Source organism: Bacteroidota bacterium (genome assembly GCA_030706745.1).
Taxonomy (GTDB): Bacteria; Bacteroidota; Ignavibacteria; order Palsa-1295; family Palsa-1295; genus PALSA-1295.
Window position 1 is genome coordinate 45,703 of the sequence record JAUZNX010000013.1, and the last position, 16,873, is coordinate 62,575.

Consider the following 16,873-nt stretch of genomic DNA (forward strand, 5'->3'; position numbering starts at 1 on the left):
TGAAAGCAGAGTAATGATAATTGAAGCACTCATAAAAATTGCGGTTATTCTCCTGGTGGTGCTCACGGCGGTGTCTTACACCGTATTGCTGGAGCGTTGGGTCTGCGCATGGGTCCAGGACCGCATTGGTCCGAACCGTGTAGGACCATTCGGTTTATTTCAACCATTGGCGGATGTCCTTAAGCTTTTGCTGAAAGAGGATATCGAGCCATTGATGGCTCAGGGTTGGTTTCACTGGGTCGCACCGGTAATTTCGATTACCGTGGCATTCACGGTGCTTGCGGTTGTGCCGTTCGGGCACACGCTCGCAATCGGTGAGCGAATTATCCCGCTTACGATCGCCTCCAATATCAATATCGGTGTGCTCTTTATTGTCGCGATGACTTCTGTTGGCGTGTATGGGATAACGCTGGCCGGTTGGTCAAGTGGATCGAAGTATTCTTTGCTTGGCGGATTGCGGTCGAGCGCGCAGATGATCAGCTACGAACTCACCCTCGGGCTTGGACTGCTCAGCGTCGTGATGCTCAGTGGCACGCTCGATCTGAACGGGATCATCGACTCGCAGGTGAATGGCCTGTGGAATATCGTTCGTGCGCCGATCGGCTTCCTGCTCTTTCTCGTCTCCTCCTTTGCTGAGACGAATCGGCAGCCGTTCGATCTGCCCGAAGCAGAACCGGAGCTTGTCGGCGGATACCACACGGAGTACAGCTCGATGAAATTCGCGCTCTTCTTCCTGTCGGAATATGCGAACATCATCACGGCAAGCGCCGTCATGACGGTACTCTTCCTAGGCGGCTGGCACGTTCCTTTTGTCGATTCGCTCGGGCTGTCGCCACTTGTGATGACAATTGTCGGAGTTCTGGCGTTTATCTTGAAGGTCGTCGGTTTACTGTTCGTATTCATCTGGGTGCGCTGGTCGATCCCGCGCTTCCGGTACGATCAATTGATGGACCTCGGCTGGAAGGTGCTTTTGCCGCTTGGGATCGTCAATATTATCCTGACGGCACTTGAAAAGATGTATTTGATGCACTAAGTGGATGATCGATCATCCACATTCGCCACATGAGTACTACGACGAAATATAACAATCCGAAGACCCGCCGCAAGCTGTCGCTGTGGGAGAAGCTTTATCTCTTCGAAGTCGTGCGCGGGCTGCTTACGACCTTCAAGCACCTCTTTCGGCCGAAGTTTACGCGCCAGTACCCCGAAGAACGCTGGGATCCGCCCGCGTCATTTCGGGGACGGCCCGTGCTCGTTCTCGAAGAGAATGGCGTCGAGCGTTGTGTGGCCTGCGGGCTGTGCTCGCGCGTGTGCCCGCCGCTGGCCATCGAAGTCCGCGCCAGCGAGACCGAACTGCTGAAGGAGCGCTACCCTGTTGTTTTCGAGATCAACATGCTGCGCTGCATATTTTGCGGCTATTGCGAAGAGGTCTGCCCCGAAGAGGCGATCATCATGAGCAAGGATTACGAACTAACCTTCCGCGATCCTTCCGAGGGCATCTTTGGCAAGGATAAACTACTCACTCCGAAGGCGCAGCTCAAAGATCGGTTGGATTATCTCGCCAAGATGCGGAATTAGCACCAAACACCGGATGCCGAATAATCTGCTTTGGCATGGACCTCGATGAAGTGCGATCTTATTGTTTGGCGAAGGAGGGAGTACAAGAGACCTTTCCATTCGGAGATACGCATCATGTATTCAAAGTTGGAGGCAAGATGTTCTTGCTTGCAAGTTCGGATAGCATTCCGCTCACCATCAACGTGAAAGCCGATCCAGTGACAGCAATCGAGCAACGCGAACGGTATGCAGCGGTCACCCCAGGGTATCACATGAACAAGAAGCATTGGAATACAGTTATCCTCAATGGAAGTATCCGCCCAACGCTTCTCAAGCAATGGATTGATGACTCGTATAACTTGGTGCTCGCGTCGATCCCAAAGGCAAAGCGACCAGACCTAGCATAAACGGATTGTATGATTCGAGCGTACGTCCGGGTGCGCACGTTCCTGCCATACCCTCTAATGGCAGGCGCGTGCCGCATAGATCGATCATGATTTTCTTCCTGCTAAAACACCATCTCCACTGTTGGAGCACCTCCGTTTTGTAGTTACCTGCCAATTTGCCAAAGTCGGAATGATATTCGGTGAATTTGTGGTAGAATGAGTCGGCTCTTCCCATATATACAGAACATGCATCGAAATGTCGTTCAAAGTGTTTGAAGGCAATGCTGTTCTTTCGGTTGCCGATACATCTGGCAATTTTATGCCTCGCAGGGCTATGTTTGGCCACTACTTTCGCGTCTTCGGCTCGTGCCACTGGCGAGATCGCTTTGGTGCGTGCGCCCGAAGAGATCCCGGAAGGTGATGATGTGACCGTCTTAGTTTCCGCCACTGCGCGTGAAACAGATATCGATCGGATCCTTGCTCTGCAGTATCCCGATTCATGGAAGCCAAAGCGCGCATGGCGCGTCGAGGCCGGAGGCAGCGATCACGTTGCGATTATCCCCGATCCGGAAATTCAATCGCTCTTCACGCCGGAAAAGGGACAGAAAGTGATCGCCCTCGCAGATTACCTCGGTCAGTTCGATCCTGATGCGGCGGGCGTTGCTTATTTCATCGTCTTTCGAACGAAAGCGGTGCCAGGTGCCGCTGTGGGTCAGAGCGCGACGATCAAGGCCGCACTCATCGAACGGACGAATCCGGATGCTCCTCCGCAAATCGACCCCAAGACCAAACGGCCGAAGCCGGTTAATACAAGCTGGCGAATGACCTACCCCGCGAAGCCTGATTTTTCGTTTGCCGGTACATGGTTCCGGCGTCTCGTGGCGAGTGTTAGACTCGAACGGGTTATTAAGACTGCCCGCGCCTTCGATGCAGAAGGACGGCAAGATGGGACTGCTTCACTTCACACAAGTCCCGAGTCGATCCGCGAGTATTTCCGACATCCGTTCTCGCTCCAATTTTGGCTCCGCACAACCGAACCGGAACAGACATTCCTACAACTTCAAAGCAGCGATGGAAGCGACGTTGTTCTCGCCGCCGGGTTGTTGGGACAGCCGCTCATCATACAGAAGCGACCGCAGCGACGAACATTGCTGCAAACCCGCGGCATTGCCAATGATGGTGTCTGGCATAACCTTGTCATTTCCCATGATTCGCTTGGCAAGCTCCGGCTGTTCTTCGATGGTCAGCCACCGAGCATAACGGACATGCCAAAGGGATTTCTTGCCAATGTCACTTCGATCACCCTTGGCGATACGACGAGCGAGAATGATTTTTCGATCGATGAATTGCGCATGATGCACGGAGCTTATCGAGATCCGTCTGAGTTCGAGCGAGCGATTGCGTTGCATGCGCGGGACACGCTGCACAATGCATTCGCGGTCTTCCATTTCGATGAACTCTCGAATATTGCGAGGTCCAGTGTGCCATTGTACCTCAGCTCCGCAGTTGGGGCAAAGGCCGAGCCTGTGCCGACCTTCTTTGTGCTCGATAGTGGTGCGGTGATCTCCGAGAGCACTTCACCGGTGCAGCTGGACCCGGTCATGCTCACCGCCGATCTACTTTCAGCAACGAATGTGAGCATCCATTGGAAGACAACCTGCGAACTGGGAATCAAGCAATTCCGGCTCGAGCGCCGGGTGGGGACGTTCGGGCCATTCGAGAAAGTCCTCGTCATCGATGCAAAGCATGGGATGAAGGCACCGAAGCGTGGACAATCCATTGTATCGCGCAACAATTATTCCGCCAATGAAGAACTGCCAAAACTGAACGGCGATATAGAGCTCTATTATCGTCTGGCCACGATCGGGTATAACGAGAAGGAGATGCCAACGTATAGTCTTCCGGTCAAGCTGGAATATGGTGCCGACCGTGATGTGTTCGTCGAGCAGAACCAGCCGAATCCATTCAATCCAACGACACAACTTGCATTCAGACTGCCGAAAGCAACTCCGGTCAAGCTGTCCGTCTTCGATATGATCGGCCGGGAAGTCTCGGTAATTGTGAACGGCAAGCTGGAAGCCGGCCGACATGTGTACACGCTCGATGCGACGAACTGGCCGGGTGGAATTTACTTTTACAAAGTAAAAACTCCGAAGACGACGATCACGCGGAAGATGGTATTGGCAAAATGATTCAAACCAGGATTGCGCGGATTCAAGGTGATTACACGGACGAGTGCTTGGATTTTGCGAACGCTTCCCATGCACATTTGAAATGGGCGCTAAGAAGATTCTTTTGACATAATTACGCCACTTCGTGTTTTGAGATCCTATAAATCGTCCAGTTAATCACCTTGAATCCGCGTAATCCAGGCTCTGAGATCGTCTTCTTCGGCACACCGGAGTTCGCCGCGCATATCCTGCGCGAGCTTGTCGCGCGTGGAGTGAATATCGTCGCAGCTGTAACAACACCAGATAAACCAAGAGGCAGGGGACTCCATGTTGAAAGCAGCGCTGTCAGTCGGGTGGCTACCGAATTAGGAATTCCGGTCTTCAAGCCGACGAAGCATCGTGATCCAGAATTCCTTCAATCGCTACGAGAGCTTCATGCTGATGTGTTTGTGGTTGTCGCGTACAAGATCCTTCCGATCGAGGTGATCGCGATTCCGCGTCTCGGCGCATTCAACGTTCACGCCTCATTGCTGCCGAAATATCGTGGCGCGGCTCCGATCAACTGGGCGATCATGCGCGGTGAGAGCGAAACTGGGATTACGACATTCTTGCTCGAACAAGGCGTCGATACCGGTGGAATTCTCATGCAAGAACGAACGCCCATCGGACCAGACGAGACGGCGGGCGAACTGCATGACCGGCTGATGATCATGGGTGCGAGAGTTGCTTTCGATACCATCCAGTGCCTATCAGCCGGGACGCTGCATCCTGCGCCGCAATCGAACGAGGATGCTACATCTGCTCCAAAGATTTTTCCAAAAGATTGCGAAATTGACATTCACAAATCAGCGCTGGACATTCACAACTTCATCCGCGGACTCTCGCCGCACCCCGGAGCGTGGATTCGTCAGGAAGGCCTGCACCTCAAACTCCTTAGAGCAAGGAGAAGCGACGAGATGTTCGATATCGCAAGCCAGGCACAGGGCTTGTTCGTCTCTCCGGGTCACAAGCATCTCTATCTCCGCACGATCGATGGTGTCATTGACATTCTTGAGGTACAGCGCGAAGGCAAGCGGGCGATGAGTGCGGAAGAATTTCTTCGCGGCAATATGACGTTATTCCCTTCTCACCTCCAGACCTGACTATGATTCCACTTCGAGATTATCCCTTTGCTGCACGGCCCATGATTATTGCGCATCGTGGCGATACTTCGCTCGGCGCGCGCGAGAACTCGATCGAGGCGGTTGCCGCCGCGCTCGCCAGTGGTGCCGATATGATCGAGCTTGATGTGCAATGGACCGCCGATGAGGAATTCGTCTGCTGGCATGACGAGTCGCATCGCGCGCTGGATGAGCCGGTGCACCGTACCATGTTCAAGGATACGCGTCACGCTGGCATTACGTCGCTGGTCGAAATTTGCGAGGCGGTAAGGGACAAAGCGTATCTCAATATCGAGGTCAAAGAATATTCCGCGCGCGATCCGAAACGGTTCATGCACCGTCTCGTCGAGCTTCTGCGCGAGCTAAGTATCCATGAGCATGTCCTTCTTTCGTCGTTCCGAATCGATTATCTACAAGAAGCTGGCTGGGAGTTGCCGACGTTTGTGATTCATCCCGATGAAGAGATGCGGATGCTCTTCACGTTGCGCGCGTTCGCCGAGCCGGTCGTACTCGACCGCCCGCTACATAGCTACTTGCCGAGTGAGCTCATGAAGATCGCTCGCGCAACGGGTTATGGCTGCCAGCTTGCGGAGTTAACGCCCGACGCGCTCGCAGACATTCGCAAGTGCAACATTCTGCTCGGCGTTTATACCATCACGACTGAACTCGAATTTGATCAGGCCGTCTCACGCGGCGCCCGCGCGCTCGTTTGCGAGAAGCCACACGAATTTGTGGAGTTGAGAAACAGGCGATTTCCGGTTTTGGCATGAGAATCAATCGTCTCTCCCGCGAGAAATCGCCCTACCTGTTGCAGCATGCCCACAACCCGGTGGATTGGTATCCGTGGGGCGAGGAGGCGTTCGAGAAGGCGCGCATGGAAGAGAAGCCGATCTTTCTCTCGATTGGATACAGTACCTGCCACTGGTGCCATGTGATGGAGCGCGAGAGTTTCGAAGACGAAACCATCGCACGGGTGCTGAACGAGCATTTTATTCCGATCAAGGTCGATCGCGAGGAGCGGCCCGATGTCGATCATGTCTATATGTCGGCGCTTCAAGCGATGTCGGGCGCGGGTGGCTGGCCCATGTCGGTGTTTCTCACGCCGGATTTGAAGCCGTTCTTTGCCGGCACATACTTTCCTCCGCGACCAATGCATGGACGGCCGAGTTTCATGCAAGTGCTCGAACGCCTGCATGAGGTATGGGAGAGCGAGCGGGAGAAGATAATTGAATCGAGCGAAGACATCATTCAACAAATTGCGGATTTCGAGTTACGAATTACGAATGAGGGAGTACATGACTCTCCTCGCGATTCGACAGCTCTAATTCGTACTTCAATCGAGAAGACATATCGTAACTTCGAGCAATCGTTCGATCCGGCGGAAGGCGGCTTTGGAGGCGCGCCGAAATTTCCGCGGCCGGTGCAGTTCGATTTCCTGTTCGGTTATTGGTCCGCTTTCAGAGAAGAAAAGACGCGCGACATGGCGCTCTTCACGCTTCGCAAGATGGCGTTCGGTGGTATGCACGATCAATTGGGCGGCGGATTCCATCGGTATTCGGTCGATCGCTACTGGCGCGTCTCGCATTTCGAAAAGATGCTCTACGATCAGGCGCAGCTTGTCAATTCTTACATCGACGCCTGGCAGATCACCCATGACGAATTCGAAGCCGGAGTCGCGCGGAGTGCGATTGAATATGTCCTTCGTGATTTGACGCATCCGGATGGTGGGTTCTATTCTGCCGAAGATGCGGATTCGGAAGGCGAAGAAGGGAAGTTCTATGTCTGGACGCTCGCCGAGCTGGAGACCATCCTGGGGAAAGATGCCGCAGCCATCTCCGCGCTTCGATTTGGAGTGACCGCAGAGGGCAATTTCGAGCATGGCAAGAATGTGCTTTACCTTGCGCGCTCGATCGAGGAGACTGCTGCACACTTTGGCGCATCAGAAACGGAAATCCGGCAAACATTGGGCGGGAATGCCAACAAGCTCATTGCTGCAAGGGCGCAGCGTGTCCGTCCCCATCTCGATGACAAGATTCTGACTTCGTGGAATGGCCTCATGATTGGCGCAATGGCCCGGGCGGGCAGTGCATTGAGCATACCCAGATATGTTGAGGCGGCAACAAAGTCGGCCGACTTTATTTGGAATAACCTAAGGGTATCCAAAAGTGGACTTACCACGTTGCTCCACCGGTGGCGGGATGGTGAGGCACGATATGTCGGGTATCTGGAGGACTACGCATTTCTCATTAAAGGCTTTCTCGAACTGTACGAGGCAACGTTTGACGACAACTGGCTTCGGCGTGCGATCGAGTTACAAGATGAACAGGACCGCACGCTGTATGACGAAGAGCAAGGCGGTTATTTCATGAGCCGAAACGCTCCGGACGTGATTGTTCGCTCGAAGCCAAATTATGATGGAGCGGAGCCGAGTGGGAATTCCATCGCCGTGCAGAACTTGTTTCGCCTCTCGCACTTCACCGAAGACAATCGATACGCTGAGCGCGCCCGGCAAACGCTCTCGCACTTTGCCGCGCGTGTCGAAGGCTATCCCTACGCCATGCCGGAGATGATGGCTTCTGCGTTTTGGGATCTGGTGGCACCCATGCAGATTGTCTTCGCTGGCGATGACACTTCTGCACTGAAGTATGAAGTTACCTCGCGGTATTTGCCGGTTTCGGTCATGATGTCAGCCAATCATGGCATTGCTCCGTTTGCGAAGTCTCTTCCAGTTGTTGATGGAAAGGGGACTGTATACGTCTGTCACCATTTCCGTTGCGAGCGACCAGTGACGAGTGCCCTTGAGTTGGCCGCAATTCTGGATGAAATGACAAAACACAAATTGAATCGCTGAAACTGCGCGGGTCCGCTTTGGGGTTGGGAAGTATAATGTCGTCGTCAAAGCCGTTCTCCCGGAAGTTTTATACGCAAGCGAGTCCAATTGTGGCGGAGCGATTGCTTGGATCATACTTGCATCGTATTAGCGATGGCGTTCATCTGATTGGCAAGATTGTCGAGACGGAAGCCTATGGCATCGGCGATGAGGCCTGCCACGCCTTTCGTGGCAAGACGCCGAGAAACGAAATCCTTTTTCAGGAGGGTGGCTTCTCGTATGTTTACTTCACGTACGGAATGCACCATTGCTTCAATGTGAGCACCAATGTGGAAGGTTTGGCCGAAGCCGTGCTGATTCGCGCCGTCGAGCCGATTGAAGGTATGGAGAAGATGCGACTACTGCGGGGCAAAGCCACTACGCCTCGCGAACTGACCAACGGTCCCGGCAAACTCTGTCAGGCGTTCGGGCTCACGCGGAGCGATAATGCCGTCGATCTGATCGAAAGCGAGCAGTTGTTTATTACATCGGCACGGCCGATTGCAGCGAATCTTATTGGCGTTTCGACCCGTATAGGCATCAACGTCGCCAAGCATTATCCCTGGCGTTTTTTTATTAAAGGGAATGAATACGTCTCACGTGCCAAGCCTTCGGCTTAGTCTTGTTGTTGCTGCGCTGCTCGGTTTTCTATGTATTTCGGGTTGCGCAAAAAGTCAAACTCCACACGCAGTGAACTTCCCGGCAGAGCGCGCCAAGCTTGCAAGCGAAATCGAGGACATCGGCGGGCAACATGTTCACATGCCGCCGCTGCCGCTCGATCTTCCGGCCAATCAGTATCTGAACGTCACACCGGAATTCTTGCGCGATTCGCTCAAAGAGAAAGTCGTTCTGATCGATATTTGGGATTACACATGCGTCAATTGCATTCAGACGCTGCCATATATCAAAGAGTGGAACGCGCGCTATAAAAATAAGGGCCTCGTTATTATCGGTGTTCACGATCCGGAATTTGAATTCGAGAAAGACCCGAAAAATCTCGATTCGGCAGTGAAGCAGTTCGGATTGGATTATCCAATCATCGCCGATAATGACTACAAGATTTGGAACTCGCTGGCGAATCAATACTGGCCAGCGAAATACTTATTCGATTCCAAGGGCATCCTGCGGGCCGAGCATTTTGGCGAAGGGGATTATCAAGCATTCGAGGCGTTTCTGCAAAGGATCTTGCTCGAGCGCGATAGTTCGACCGCGTTGCCGGAGCCTGTCGCGCCGGTCCGCGAGACCGATAAGCCGGGCGCGGTCTGCTACAGAGCCACACCGGAAACATACCTGGGCTCTGCGCGCAATCATCCGGGCAATGCCGAAGAGATCAAGACCGATCATCCAGCAAACTATCATGCCCCCAAAGTATTGAAGAGCGACCTGGTCTACTTCGATGGGCCATGGACTGTGCGCCGTGAGTATGCGCAACCGAGTGGCAAAGCTACCGCATCACTCGTATTCGATTATCAGGCGAAGGAGGCAAACCTGGTTATTCATCCGCAAGCCGATGCGGGTTTTCATGTCCAGATCACGCAGGATGGCAAACCGCTCGCCAAAGCGGATCGCGGCGCCGACGTTAAAGAGTCAGATGGAATGACCTATCTCGAGGTTCACGAGGGCCGAATGTATCGTATTACGAACAATCAGGATTTTGGCAGGCATACGCTTCGACTGAGTTCTGACAATCCAAGTTTTGGCGCTTACGCATTCACATTCACAACGGCTTGCAAGCATTGAAAATGTCCCTTGCCCGCGAAACGCTTTTGTGATGAAACTGTTATCATCGAAGGTCTTTCGGCTACCGGCTACTGCCTGAAAGCTGCAAGGCTTACCGCATTCAGTATCGAATTCGCCCCTTTCTCGATCTGAACGAATGGCCGCGTATTGATTCGACTCTTTTCGAACACAGGAGCGGACAATCGGGTGTTCTTCATCGAGGTGCACACCAATTCATGGATGTAAAGCTGCTTCCAGCAACAACACTCCTGCATGCGAACCATGCTCGAGGTATGAGAGCGCAACCTGTTCTTCTCGCGCTACGTAGGGTCATTCTCATTGCTTGCGGCATTGTGGCTACGCTTAGCGTTGCCGGAACGGTGCATGCGCAAGCGGAATCCCGTGGCGATACCAGCAATCGTATTCTGGCGGCTCCGAAGGATGACCTGCGAGTCGAGGCCCTCATGGAGCTCGGTTCTAAAGGTGATGATGCCAGTTGTTGGATATCACCGACCGATGGCTCTATCTATTTCACGAGCTCGCGCGATGATGGGAAGAATGTCATTTATGTAGCGAAACGGGTGCCGGAGCAAGGGACCGGTCATGGTTCGCATTGGTCTTCTCCCGAGAAATTCCTTGAGCTTCCTGGCAAAGAGAATGTCAGCTCGCTTTCTGTTGCGGCGGATGGAATCACGGCGCTCCTTGGCGTCTGTAATCGCCATGATGCGGTGATGGGGTCATGTGATATTTATCAGGGCGAGATGGGTGCCTCGACAGTCGATCATCTCGTGCCGCTTGGGCCGCAGGTAAATACCGAATGGTGGGATGCGCAGCCTACGATCAGTACGGATGGGCAGACCATGTACTTTGCCAGCGACCGGAAAGGTGGACACGGCGGCAGCGACATTTACATGTGTGAACGTACCAGCGATGGCAAATGGGGCACACCTGTCAACGCGAGCTTCAATACGAGCGGCGATGAGATGGCGCCGTTTATCGCGGCAGATAATCAGACGTTGTATTTCGCCGCCAACCACTTGCCTGGTGGCATGGGCGGATTCGATATTTACATGACGCATCGCAATGCCGAAAATTCCTGGACGGAGCCGAAGAACCTTGGACCGACCATCAACTCGCCGCGCGATGAGATGTTCTTCTATGTGCCGCCTGCCGGCAACGAGTTGTATTTCTCCAGCGATCGTGAAGGCCCATTTCGGCTGTTCCACGTGTATGTTCAGCCGCCGCCGCCCAAACCAAAATTTGCCGTGCTGACTGGCCGACTCATCGATGGCGAGACGCATCAACCTCTTTCCACAACTTCGGAAATCACGATTTCCGTGGGTGGCGAGAAAATGTCCAATGATGCCACCGGCTCCGCTTTCAAAGTCCGCGTTCCGGCCGGAAGCCTCGTGCATGTGGATGCCGGTGCCGATGCCTACGTATCGAACACACTCGATTGGAAAGCGCCCGATCCGGCAGACCGCGCATATTCCTCCGGCGATCCGGAGTTGACAAAAGACATTGTGCTCATGCCATCACACGCGCGCATCATGGGCCATGTCAGCAATGCCTTTACGCAAAAGCCTTTGAAGGCGAAGGTCACGCTCGAACAATTGGCGGGTGGCGCTCCGCCCGTCACCGTCGAAAGCGACCCGGCGAATGGCGCATTTATGTTCAATGTAAACCCACTGATTACTTATAAGATATCGGCCACCGCCGTGGATTATGAGCCGTATCCGACTGGACTCGATCCGGTCAAGGTCGAAATTCCGGCCGCGCGTGAAAAGATGATTACGGTCGAAAAAGAGATTCACATGACCCCGGTGGGTATTCAGCCGGTCATTGTCTATTTCGAGTTCGCAAAGTTCGATCTGAAGCCTGAAGAGAAGCCAAAATTCGACCACTTCATTCAGCAGGTAAAGGAGAATTCCTACGTGCGTATCGAGGTCAATGGATATGCCGATACCGTCGGCAGCGTCGAGAAGAACATGAAGCTTTCGGAAGACCGCGCGAACGGAGTCGTGAATTATTTGCTCTCGCAGGGCGTGCCGCACGATCAAGTCGCGATTGTCAAGGGATTCGGTAAGTCCCAGGCTGATCCGAACGATCAGGCGAAGAACCGCCGCGTCGAAGTCAGAATTGTTGGTAAGCAAGACTAAGTGGATGTCATCATCCAAGAGGCAACAGTAGTCCAGACATGAAACACATCACCCGTTCGATTGCAGCGCTGCCCCTGCTGCTCGCGTTACTCTCTCCGCAGCGGATCGATGCCCAGATCCTGAGCCGCGGCGATCTGTTCGGCCCTGGCGCGCCGCCGCCGTTCGCCGGCATTGAAGTAGCCCTCGGTAAGCACGCGCAACAGGGGACATTCGATGCCAGTTGCGGATGCACGTTCCAAAATGGCGATGGGACCGGATTTATGGGAGCCGCGTTCTTCGAGTTGCCACTCGACTATTCCTGGGCCATCGGATTGAAGGCCGGGGTTGACTTTAAGAATACGAAAAGCACATTCGGTATTACCGAATCGGCGATCATCCAGAGCGGGACGGCCGGTGGTGCCTACGATACCGTTGCGCAAATGCCGTTGAACCGTATCGGCACTGTTTCGATGACTTACCTGAACCTGCTGCCTTACGTGCAATTCCAGTTTTACCGCATGGGACCGTTCGTTCAGGCCGGCCTTCAAGCTGGGATGCTGCTCAGCAATCACTTTACGCAGCAGCGGGAGTTGACCCAAACCTCTATCGTGGTGAACGGGAGTCCGGTGACCGATCTTCGGTTCCAGAATGGGACGATCGATGAGACGCTTGACGACACCACGATCACGGATGTCAGCAAACTCCGGCTGGGGCTTGTGCTCTCGGCTGGTTACAATGTGCAAGTTTCCGAACGCTCTGTACTTTCTCCGCTGCTTACCTACGACTTTCCACTTACAACCGTACGGACCACGAATGCATCTGGCTGGAAGATCGGATCGCTCTATGCCTCCGTGGAGTTAAAATTCCGGTTGGATTAAGCTCATTTCGTGGTCTGAACCAACGTTCTCAGGTATTTGGAATCATAATTCATCTTTCAGAGTCTTAGCATTTCGTAATCCTAACCGGCCGCCCCGCCGGGTAAGTTACCCCTCTGTGGTGGCGCCAATATTTCTCGATTTTATTATGCGTCATCCTCGCCGACGGAGTCCCTATTCATGGATCGTAATTGCGATCGCTGCTCCACTTTTGGCGGCGTTTAGCTTCGGACCGTCCATCGTTCACGCTCAGGCGTTTGTAACGCAGAATGACTTCGTGGGTGGCCTCGTCTATAGTCCCTCAGATGGAAAAGTCACGTTCACGCAGGTCGTAAACAAAAAAGCCACCGCTCCGCCGGCGAAGATTCTTTCATTCCAGGATTTTTCTTATCTGACCCTGCTGATTGACGGGCAATACTATACCAACAACACATCTCCGCCGCCTTCGCAAGCGACGTCCTCGCTCGGAGGAAACCCATTTGCGAAGAACTATGACGTGGCTTTGGATAATGGTTCAACCCGGAAGATCAAGGACACAATTGAGACCACATGGCCCGAAGGTGATTTCGATATTGTCCAGGATATCTATCCCGTGGCATTTCGGAACAGCGGCCAGATCGTGTTAAAAGTTAAAATCGTTAATCACACGACATCTTCGCATAGTGTCCAGGCCCAATACCTGCTCGATGTCGCCGATGGCAGCAACGACCATGCGTTTATGCTCGACCAGTTCAGTTATGAGGGCAATATGAAGTGGAACATTTACAAGAGTGCTCCACCAACATTTTACATGGGCTTCGAAGGAGATCCCGCCACACTCAACGTCGGGACGATCGGGGCGGGGTACACGACCGATGCCTACGCTCCTGGTGTCATGGGTCTCACGCCGTGCTCCGGCATGGTGTTCGGCGATGATGCGGTCCTGGCTGGCTTCACGTTCGGCTCGCCGCCAGCGCAAACTTCCACAGTCCCACTCGATGCCTCGGTACTGATGCAATGGCCGCAGGTCAATCCTCCAGGAAAGACCGATGTCGATAGCGTCACCGAAATCTTCCGGACAAGCTATGGCACACAGGAGTTCTGTTTGTGCCTTGGCAATGTGATTGGGATCAGCGTGCATCCAACGCAATTGACGTTCAATCAAAAGACTCGGAAGTATTCGCCGAATCCATTCAACGTTGAGGAGTTGATTATCAATACCAGTGGCAGCGCACTAAATAATGTCCACATCAAGCAGTCTGTCTCCGGCTCTCTGCGGATAATTGGGAATCCAACAGATTCGGTGCCCGCTACGATTGGCGCTGGTCAGGTTGGTGATTACACCTGGACAGACTCGACTGTCCTGAACACAAACTGCAATGGTGCGCCGAGCGTGTGTGACTTGACATTTGACATGTTTGCCAATGGACTCCAGCAACCCGTGTGGCCTGATGGCTGCAATGGCTCGTGCGATGTTTTAGTCGATTGCGCCGATGTCGATACGACCGCGCCTATCGTGGATAATGTCCATTCCGGTCCCGCCGTTGGAGTTTTCAGCGAAACCCTGTTCAACGTGCACGACAGTTCTTCAAAAGATTTTGGGATGAAGAACATTCAATGGAGCCAAATCTCCGGGCCACCCGCTAACTTCATTGTCACGCCGCCCATAGGAGTCCTGAATGGCGTCGATCTGGCGAATTGCCCGAAGAGCGTCTTTACGTTTGACATCAAACAGAAGGACTCGGCCTTCGGCGGGTGCTTTGAGTTCATCTTCTTAGATTGCGCCGGCAATACGAGGAAAGACACGTTCTGCTTTGCGACCCATCCAGTGCCCGCCCATTATGACGTGTACCCGCCAATATTCGTTTTGGAAAGCCTGGCGAATAAGAACGTGCCGGAAAATCTTTCTAGTGGCTGCGATGACACCTCGAATGCGAAGCGACAGAATTGGATGATCATCGATACACTGAATCAGCCTCATGCCCATGGCATTCGAAGTACTGGAATTAGTGCGATCGGTGCGAACAATATGACGCTCACGCTAACTCCGTTTGCTGGTGTCGCGGATTCAGCCCGTTTCCATGTGGACGTGGTGGATTCGATGAAGGATGGATCAATTTGTGTTGTGGCTACCGATACAGCCGGAAACTCTGACACAATCTGTCTGCACTATTGCACCGTGCCGGATACACAGGCACCACTCGTGAGCGATTGGCTCATTAATGCTCAGCATGGCTACCGCGTCCATGTAAGTGATTCCGGTGCCTGGCAGCGCGGGCTGGATTCGGTCTATCTCGTGGGTACGACGAATGTCACCACGACGCCAGCGGTTCTTCCGAACGGCCTCGGATGTGTTGACACCACAGGTTTCGACATCAATGTGATCGATCCCTTCAAGGTCGCATGCTTCCAGGTCTATGCCCGCGATTGTGCCGGAAATCACATTCTGCTTGGGCCGATTTGTTTGGGTGGTGATACGGATATTCATCCGCCGGTGCTGACGGCGACACCGATTGGCACCAACAGTATGCTCATTGAGATTATCGATAGTGCCGACCCCTCGGAGCAAGGCATTGATTCGGTCTGGTTCTCTACGGTGCAGAACATGCACTTTGAGCCGATCGACCCGAGCAATCCACCTGTGGCTCAGACAGTTGGACCAAACACGACTGGGACCTTTGCAACCTTCCATGGCCGGCCAACCGGTAAAGCTGGCGGACATCCGACCTATCAGCAGAGCGTCTCCTTCAAACTTACGGTGGACGATTCAAACAACGTCGTCTCCCCGTTGGCAACCGTGACCGTGTGTGCGGTCGATGGCGCCACGCACCAGCTCCAAGGCGGGTGTTATACCTGGAATCTCCGAATGTTCCCCGATTCGTTGCCGCCGGTGATCCTTGGTACCAACCCGACTTGCCAATCGATCGATATTGGCGTGACCGATACTCAGGCGCGTGACCGAGGCCTATCGGAATTCAAACTTACGAATACCGTAAATTTCCACCCGTTCGATGATCATAGCTATAGCCCCAGCCATCATTTGACATTGAACGTAATGACGCCGGGCAAGTCCGCATTTGCGCAGCTTTGGGCCGTCGATACCTTTGGGGCGAAGAATCCAACGCTTCAATCATCACACTCGGCCTCCGGCAGCTTGTGGATCTACGCGCAGGACCTTTCGATGCAGGCCGCTCACGTATTCACCGATACAGGATACGATACCGTGCCGGTCATGATCGTCAAACAGGATTCGGTGCCACTCGGACAAAAGCAGATACGAGATCTGACTTTTACATTCCATCTCGATGGCAGCCCGTTGATCGACTTTGTGAAGGTCCTTCCGGGTTCATTCGCACCGGGCTGGACTTCGAGTTTCGCGACGAACCCATCGCCGCCAGCTCCGGCGCGTTCGTATACCATCACAGCCAGCGGACCGCCATTGCCGGACTGGACTCCGGGTCCAACGCCGGACGTAATCCTGCGCCTGATCTTCCATGGAAATTGGAGCTCAACAACGGGTGAGACGAATATTCACGTCGATCCGGTTCAATGCGGGACCCTCAGCTACGAGGTGAGTTACAATGGCGGGAAGGATTCAACGATCTTTGGGCAGAACACGATAATCTCGGTGCCTGCGCCATTCGGGAATCTCGGTGGTGGGACGATGACGCTGAAGGGTGCCTGCGCGCCATTTATCAGTGAGCATGGCGCGCCACCGACGGCGATCTCGCTGGCGCCAATTACTCCGAACCCGGCCACAGTCGGCACTCCTGCATTACAGATCGATTATACCATACCAACTGAAGGTCCTGTAACACTCAGTCTCTATAATGCGCTGGGCGTGCAAGTTCGCACAATCGTATCTGAAACGCAGAAGCAAGGTGAGTATAGGATCGAAGCTCCGGCCGACGGTCTGCCCGAAGGAATCTATTTCCTCCGCCTTGTCTCGGGAGGCGAGAGCCGTTTGCGCCGTGTCGTGCTAGGCCAATAGGAGATAGTTGATTGTGAAGACGGAGAGT

General features: G+C 53.7%; 12 protein-coding genes. All 12 read left to right on the forward strand.

The window, feature by feature from the left end:
- Window positions 1-13 precede the first annotated feature (13 nt).
- The 12 genes from nuoH (at window position 14) to Q8902_13025 (ending at window position 16,845) form a co-directional block, all read left to right on the forward strand.
- Window positions 14-1,033 (forward strand): NADH-quinone oxidoreductase subunit NuoH, encoded by a 1,020-nt coding sequence (gene nuoH / locus Q8902_12970; protein MDP4200469.1) that lies wholly within the window; start codon window positions 14-16, stop codon window positions 1,031-1,033.
- Between the two features lie 29 nt (window positions 1,034-1,062).
- Window positions 1,063-1,578, forward strand: a complete 516-nt coding sequence (locus Q8902_12975; protein ID MDP4200470.1) for an NADH-quinone oxidoreductase subunit I — start codon at window positions 1,063-1,065, stop codon at window positions 1,576-1,578.
- A 35-nt stretch (window positions 1,579-1,613) separates the two neighbouring features.
- On the forward strand, window positions 1,614-1,964 hold the full coding sequence (locus Q8902_12980; GenBank protein ID MDP4200471.1) for an MmcQ/YjbR family DNA-binding protein: 351 nt from the start codon (window positions 1,614-1,616) through the stop codon (window positions 1,962-1,964).
- A 317-nt stretch (window positions 1,965-2,281) separates the two neighbouring features.
- On the forward strand, window positions 2,282-4,135 hold the full coding sequence (locus tag Q8902_12985; GenBank protein MDP4200472.1) for a T9SS type A sorting domain-containing protein: 1,854 nt from the start codon (window positions 2,282-2,284) through the stop codon (window positions 4,133-4,135).
- A gap of 161 nt (window positions 4,136-4,296) precedes the next feature.
- Complete coding sequence (gene fmt / locus Q8902_12990; GenBank protein ID MDP4200473.1) at window positions 4,297-5,256, forward strand: methionyl-tRNA formyltransferase; 960 nt, start codon at window positions 4,297-4,299, stop codon at window positions 5,254-5,256.
- Window positions 5,257-5,258: 2 nt separating this feature from the next.
- Window positions 5,259-6,044 carry a glycerophosphodiester phosphodiesterase gene (locus tag Q8902_12995; GenBank protein ID MDP4200474.1) on the forward strand — a complete coding sequence of 262 codons (786 nt, stop codon included), beginning with the start codon at window positions 5,259-5,261 and terminating at the stop codon, window positions 6,042-6,044.
- Window positions 6,041-8,125, forward strand: a complete 2,085-nt coding sequence (locus tag Q8902_13000; protein ID MDP4200475.1) for a thioredoxin domain-containing protein — start codon at window positions 6,041-6,043, stop codon at window positions 8,123-8,125. Before Q8902_12995 ends, Q8902_13000 begins: the two co-directional genes overlap by 4 nt.
- Window positions 8,126-8,160: 35 nt before the next feature.
- On the forward strand, window positions 8,161-8,763 hold the full coding sequence (locus Q8902_13005) for a DNA-3-methyladenine glycosylase (protein MDP4200476.1): 603 nt from the start codon (window positions 8,161-8,163) through the stop codon (window positions 8,761-8,763).
- Window positions 8,729-9,883: a redoxin domain-containing protein gene (locus Q8902_13010; GenBank protein MDP4200477.1), complete on the forward strand. Its 1,155-nt coding sequence runs from the start codon at window positions 8,729-8,731 to the stop codon at window positions 9,881-9,883. Before Q8902_13005 ends, Q8902_13010 begins: the two co-directional genes overlap by 35 nt.
- 215 nt (window positions 9,884-10,098) lie before the next feature.
- Window positions 10,099-12,021: an OmpA family protein gene (locus tag Q8902_13015; GenBank protein MDP4200478.1), complete on the forward strand. Its 1,923-nt coding sequence runs from the start codon at window positions 10,099-10,101 to the stop codon at window positions 12,019-12,021.
- Window positions 12,022-12,059: 38 nt separating this feature from the next.
- A complete protein-coding gene (locus tag Q8902_13020) occupies window positions 12,060-12,878 on the forward strand; it encodes an outer membrane beta-barrel protein (protein MDP4200479.1) in 819 nt (272 codons plus the stop codon).
- Window positions 12,879-13,023: 145 nt separating this feature from the next.
- Window positions 13,024-16,845, forward strand: coding sequence for a T9SS type A sorting domain-containing protein (locus Q8902_13025; protein MDP4200480.1), 3,822 nt, complete (start codon window positions 13,024-13,026; stop codon window positions 16,843-16,845).
- The last annotated feature ends 28 nt before the right edge of the window (window positions 16,846-16,873 follow it).

Excerpts from the sequence above, each read along its gene's own strand:
- nuoH (MDP4200469.1), top strand. The coding sequence starts at position 14 with ATGATAATTGAAGCACTCATAAAAATTGCGGTTATTCTCCTGGTGGTG.
- Q8902_12975 (MDP4200470.1), top strand. The coding sequence starts at position 1,063 with ATGAGTACTACGACGAAATATAACAATCCGAAGACCCGCCGCAAGCTG.
- Q8902_12980 (MDP4200471.1), top strand. The coding sequence starts at position 1,614 with ATGGACCTCGATGAAGTGCGATCTTATTGTTTGGCGAAGGAGGGAGTA.
- Q8902_12995 (MDP4200474.1), top strand. The coding sequence starts at position 5,259 with ATGATTCCACTTCGAGATTATCCCTTTGCTGCACGGCCCATGATTATT.
- Q8902_13000 (MDP4200475.1), top strand. The coding sequence starts at position 6,041 with ATGAGAATCAATCGTCTCTCCCGCGAGAAATCGCCCTACCTGTTGCAG.
- Q8902_13005 (MDP4200476.1), top strand. The coding sequence starts at position 8,161 with ATGTCGTCGTCAAAGCCGTTCTCCCGGAAGTTTTATACGCAAGCGAGT.
- Q8902_13010 (MDP4200477.1), top strand. The coding sequence starts at position 8,729 with ATGAATACGTCTCACGTGCCAAGCCTTCGGCTTAGTCTTGTTGTTGCT.
- Q8902_13015 (MDP4200478.1), top strand. The coding sequence starts at position 10,099 with ATGGATGTAAAGCTGCTTCCAGCAACAACACTCCTGCATGCGAACCAT.
- Q8902_13020 (MDP4200479.1), top strand. The coding sequence starts at position 12,060 with ATGAAACACATCACCCGTTCGATTGCAGCGCTGCCCCTGCTGCTCGCG.
- Q8902_13025 (MDP4200480.1), top strand. The coding sequence starts at position 13,024 with ATGCGTCATCCTCGCCGACGGAGTCCCTATTCATGGATCGTAATTGCG.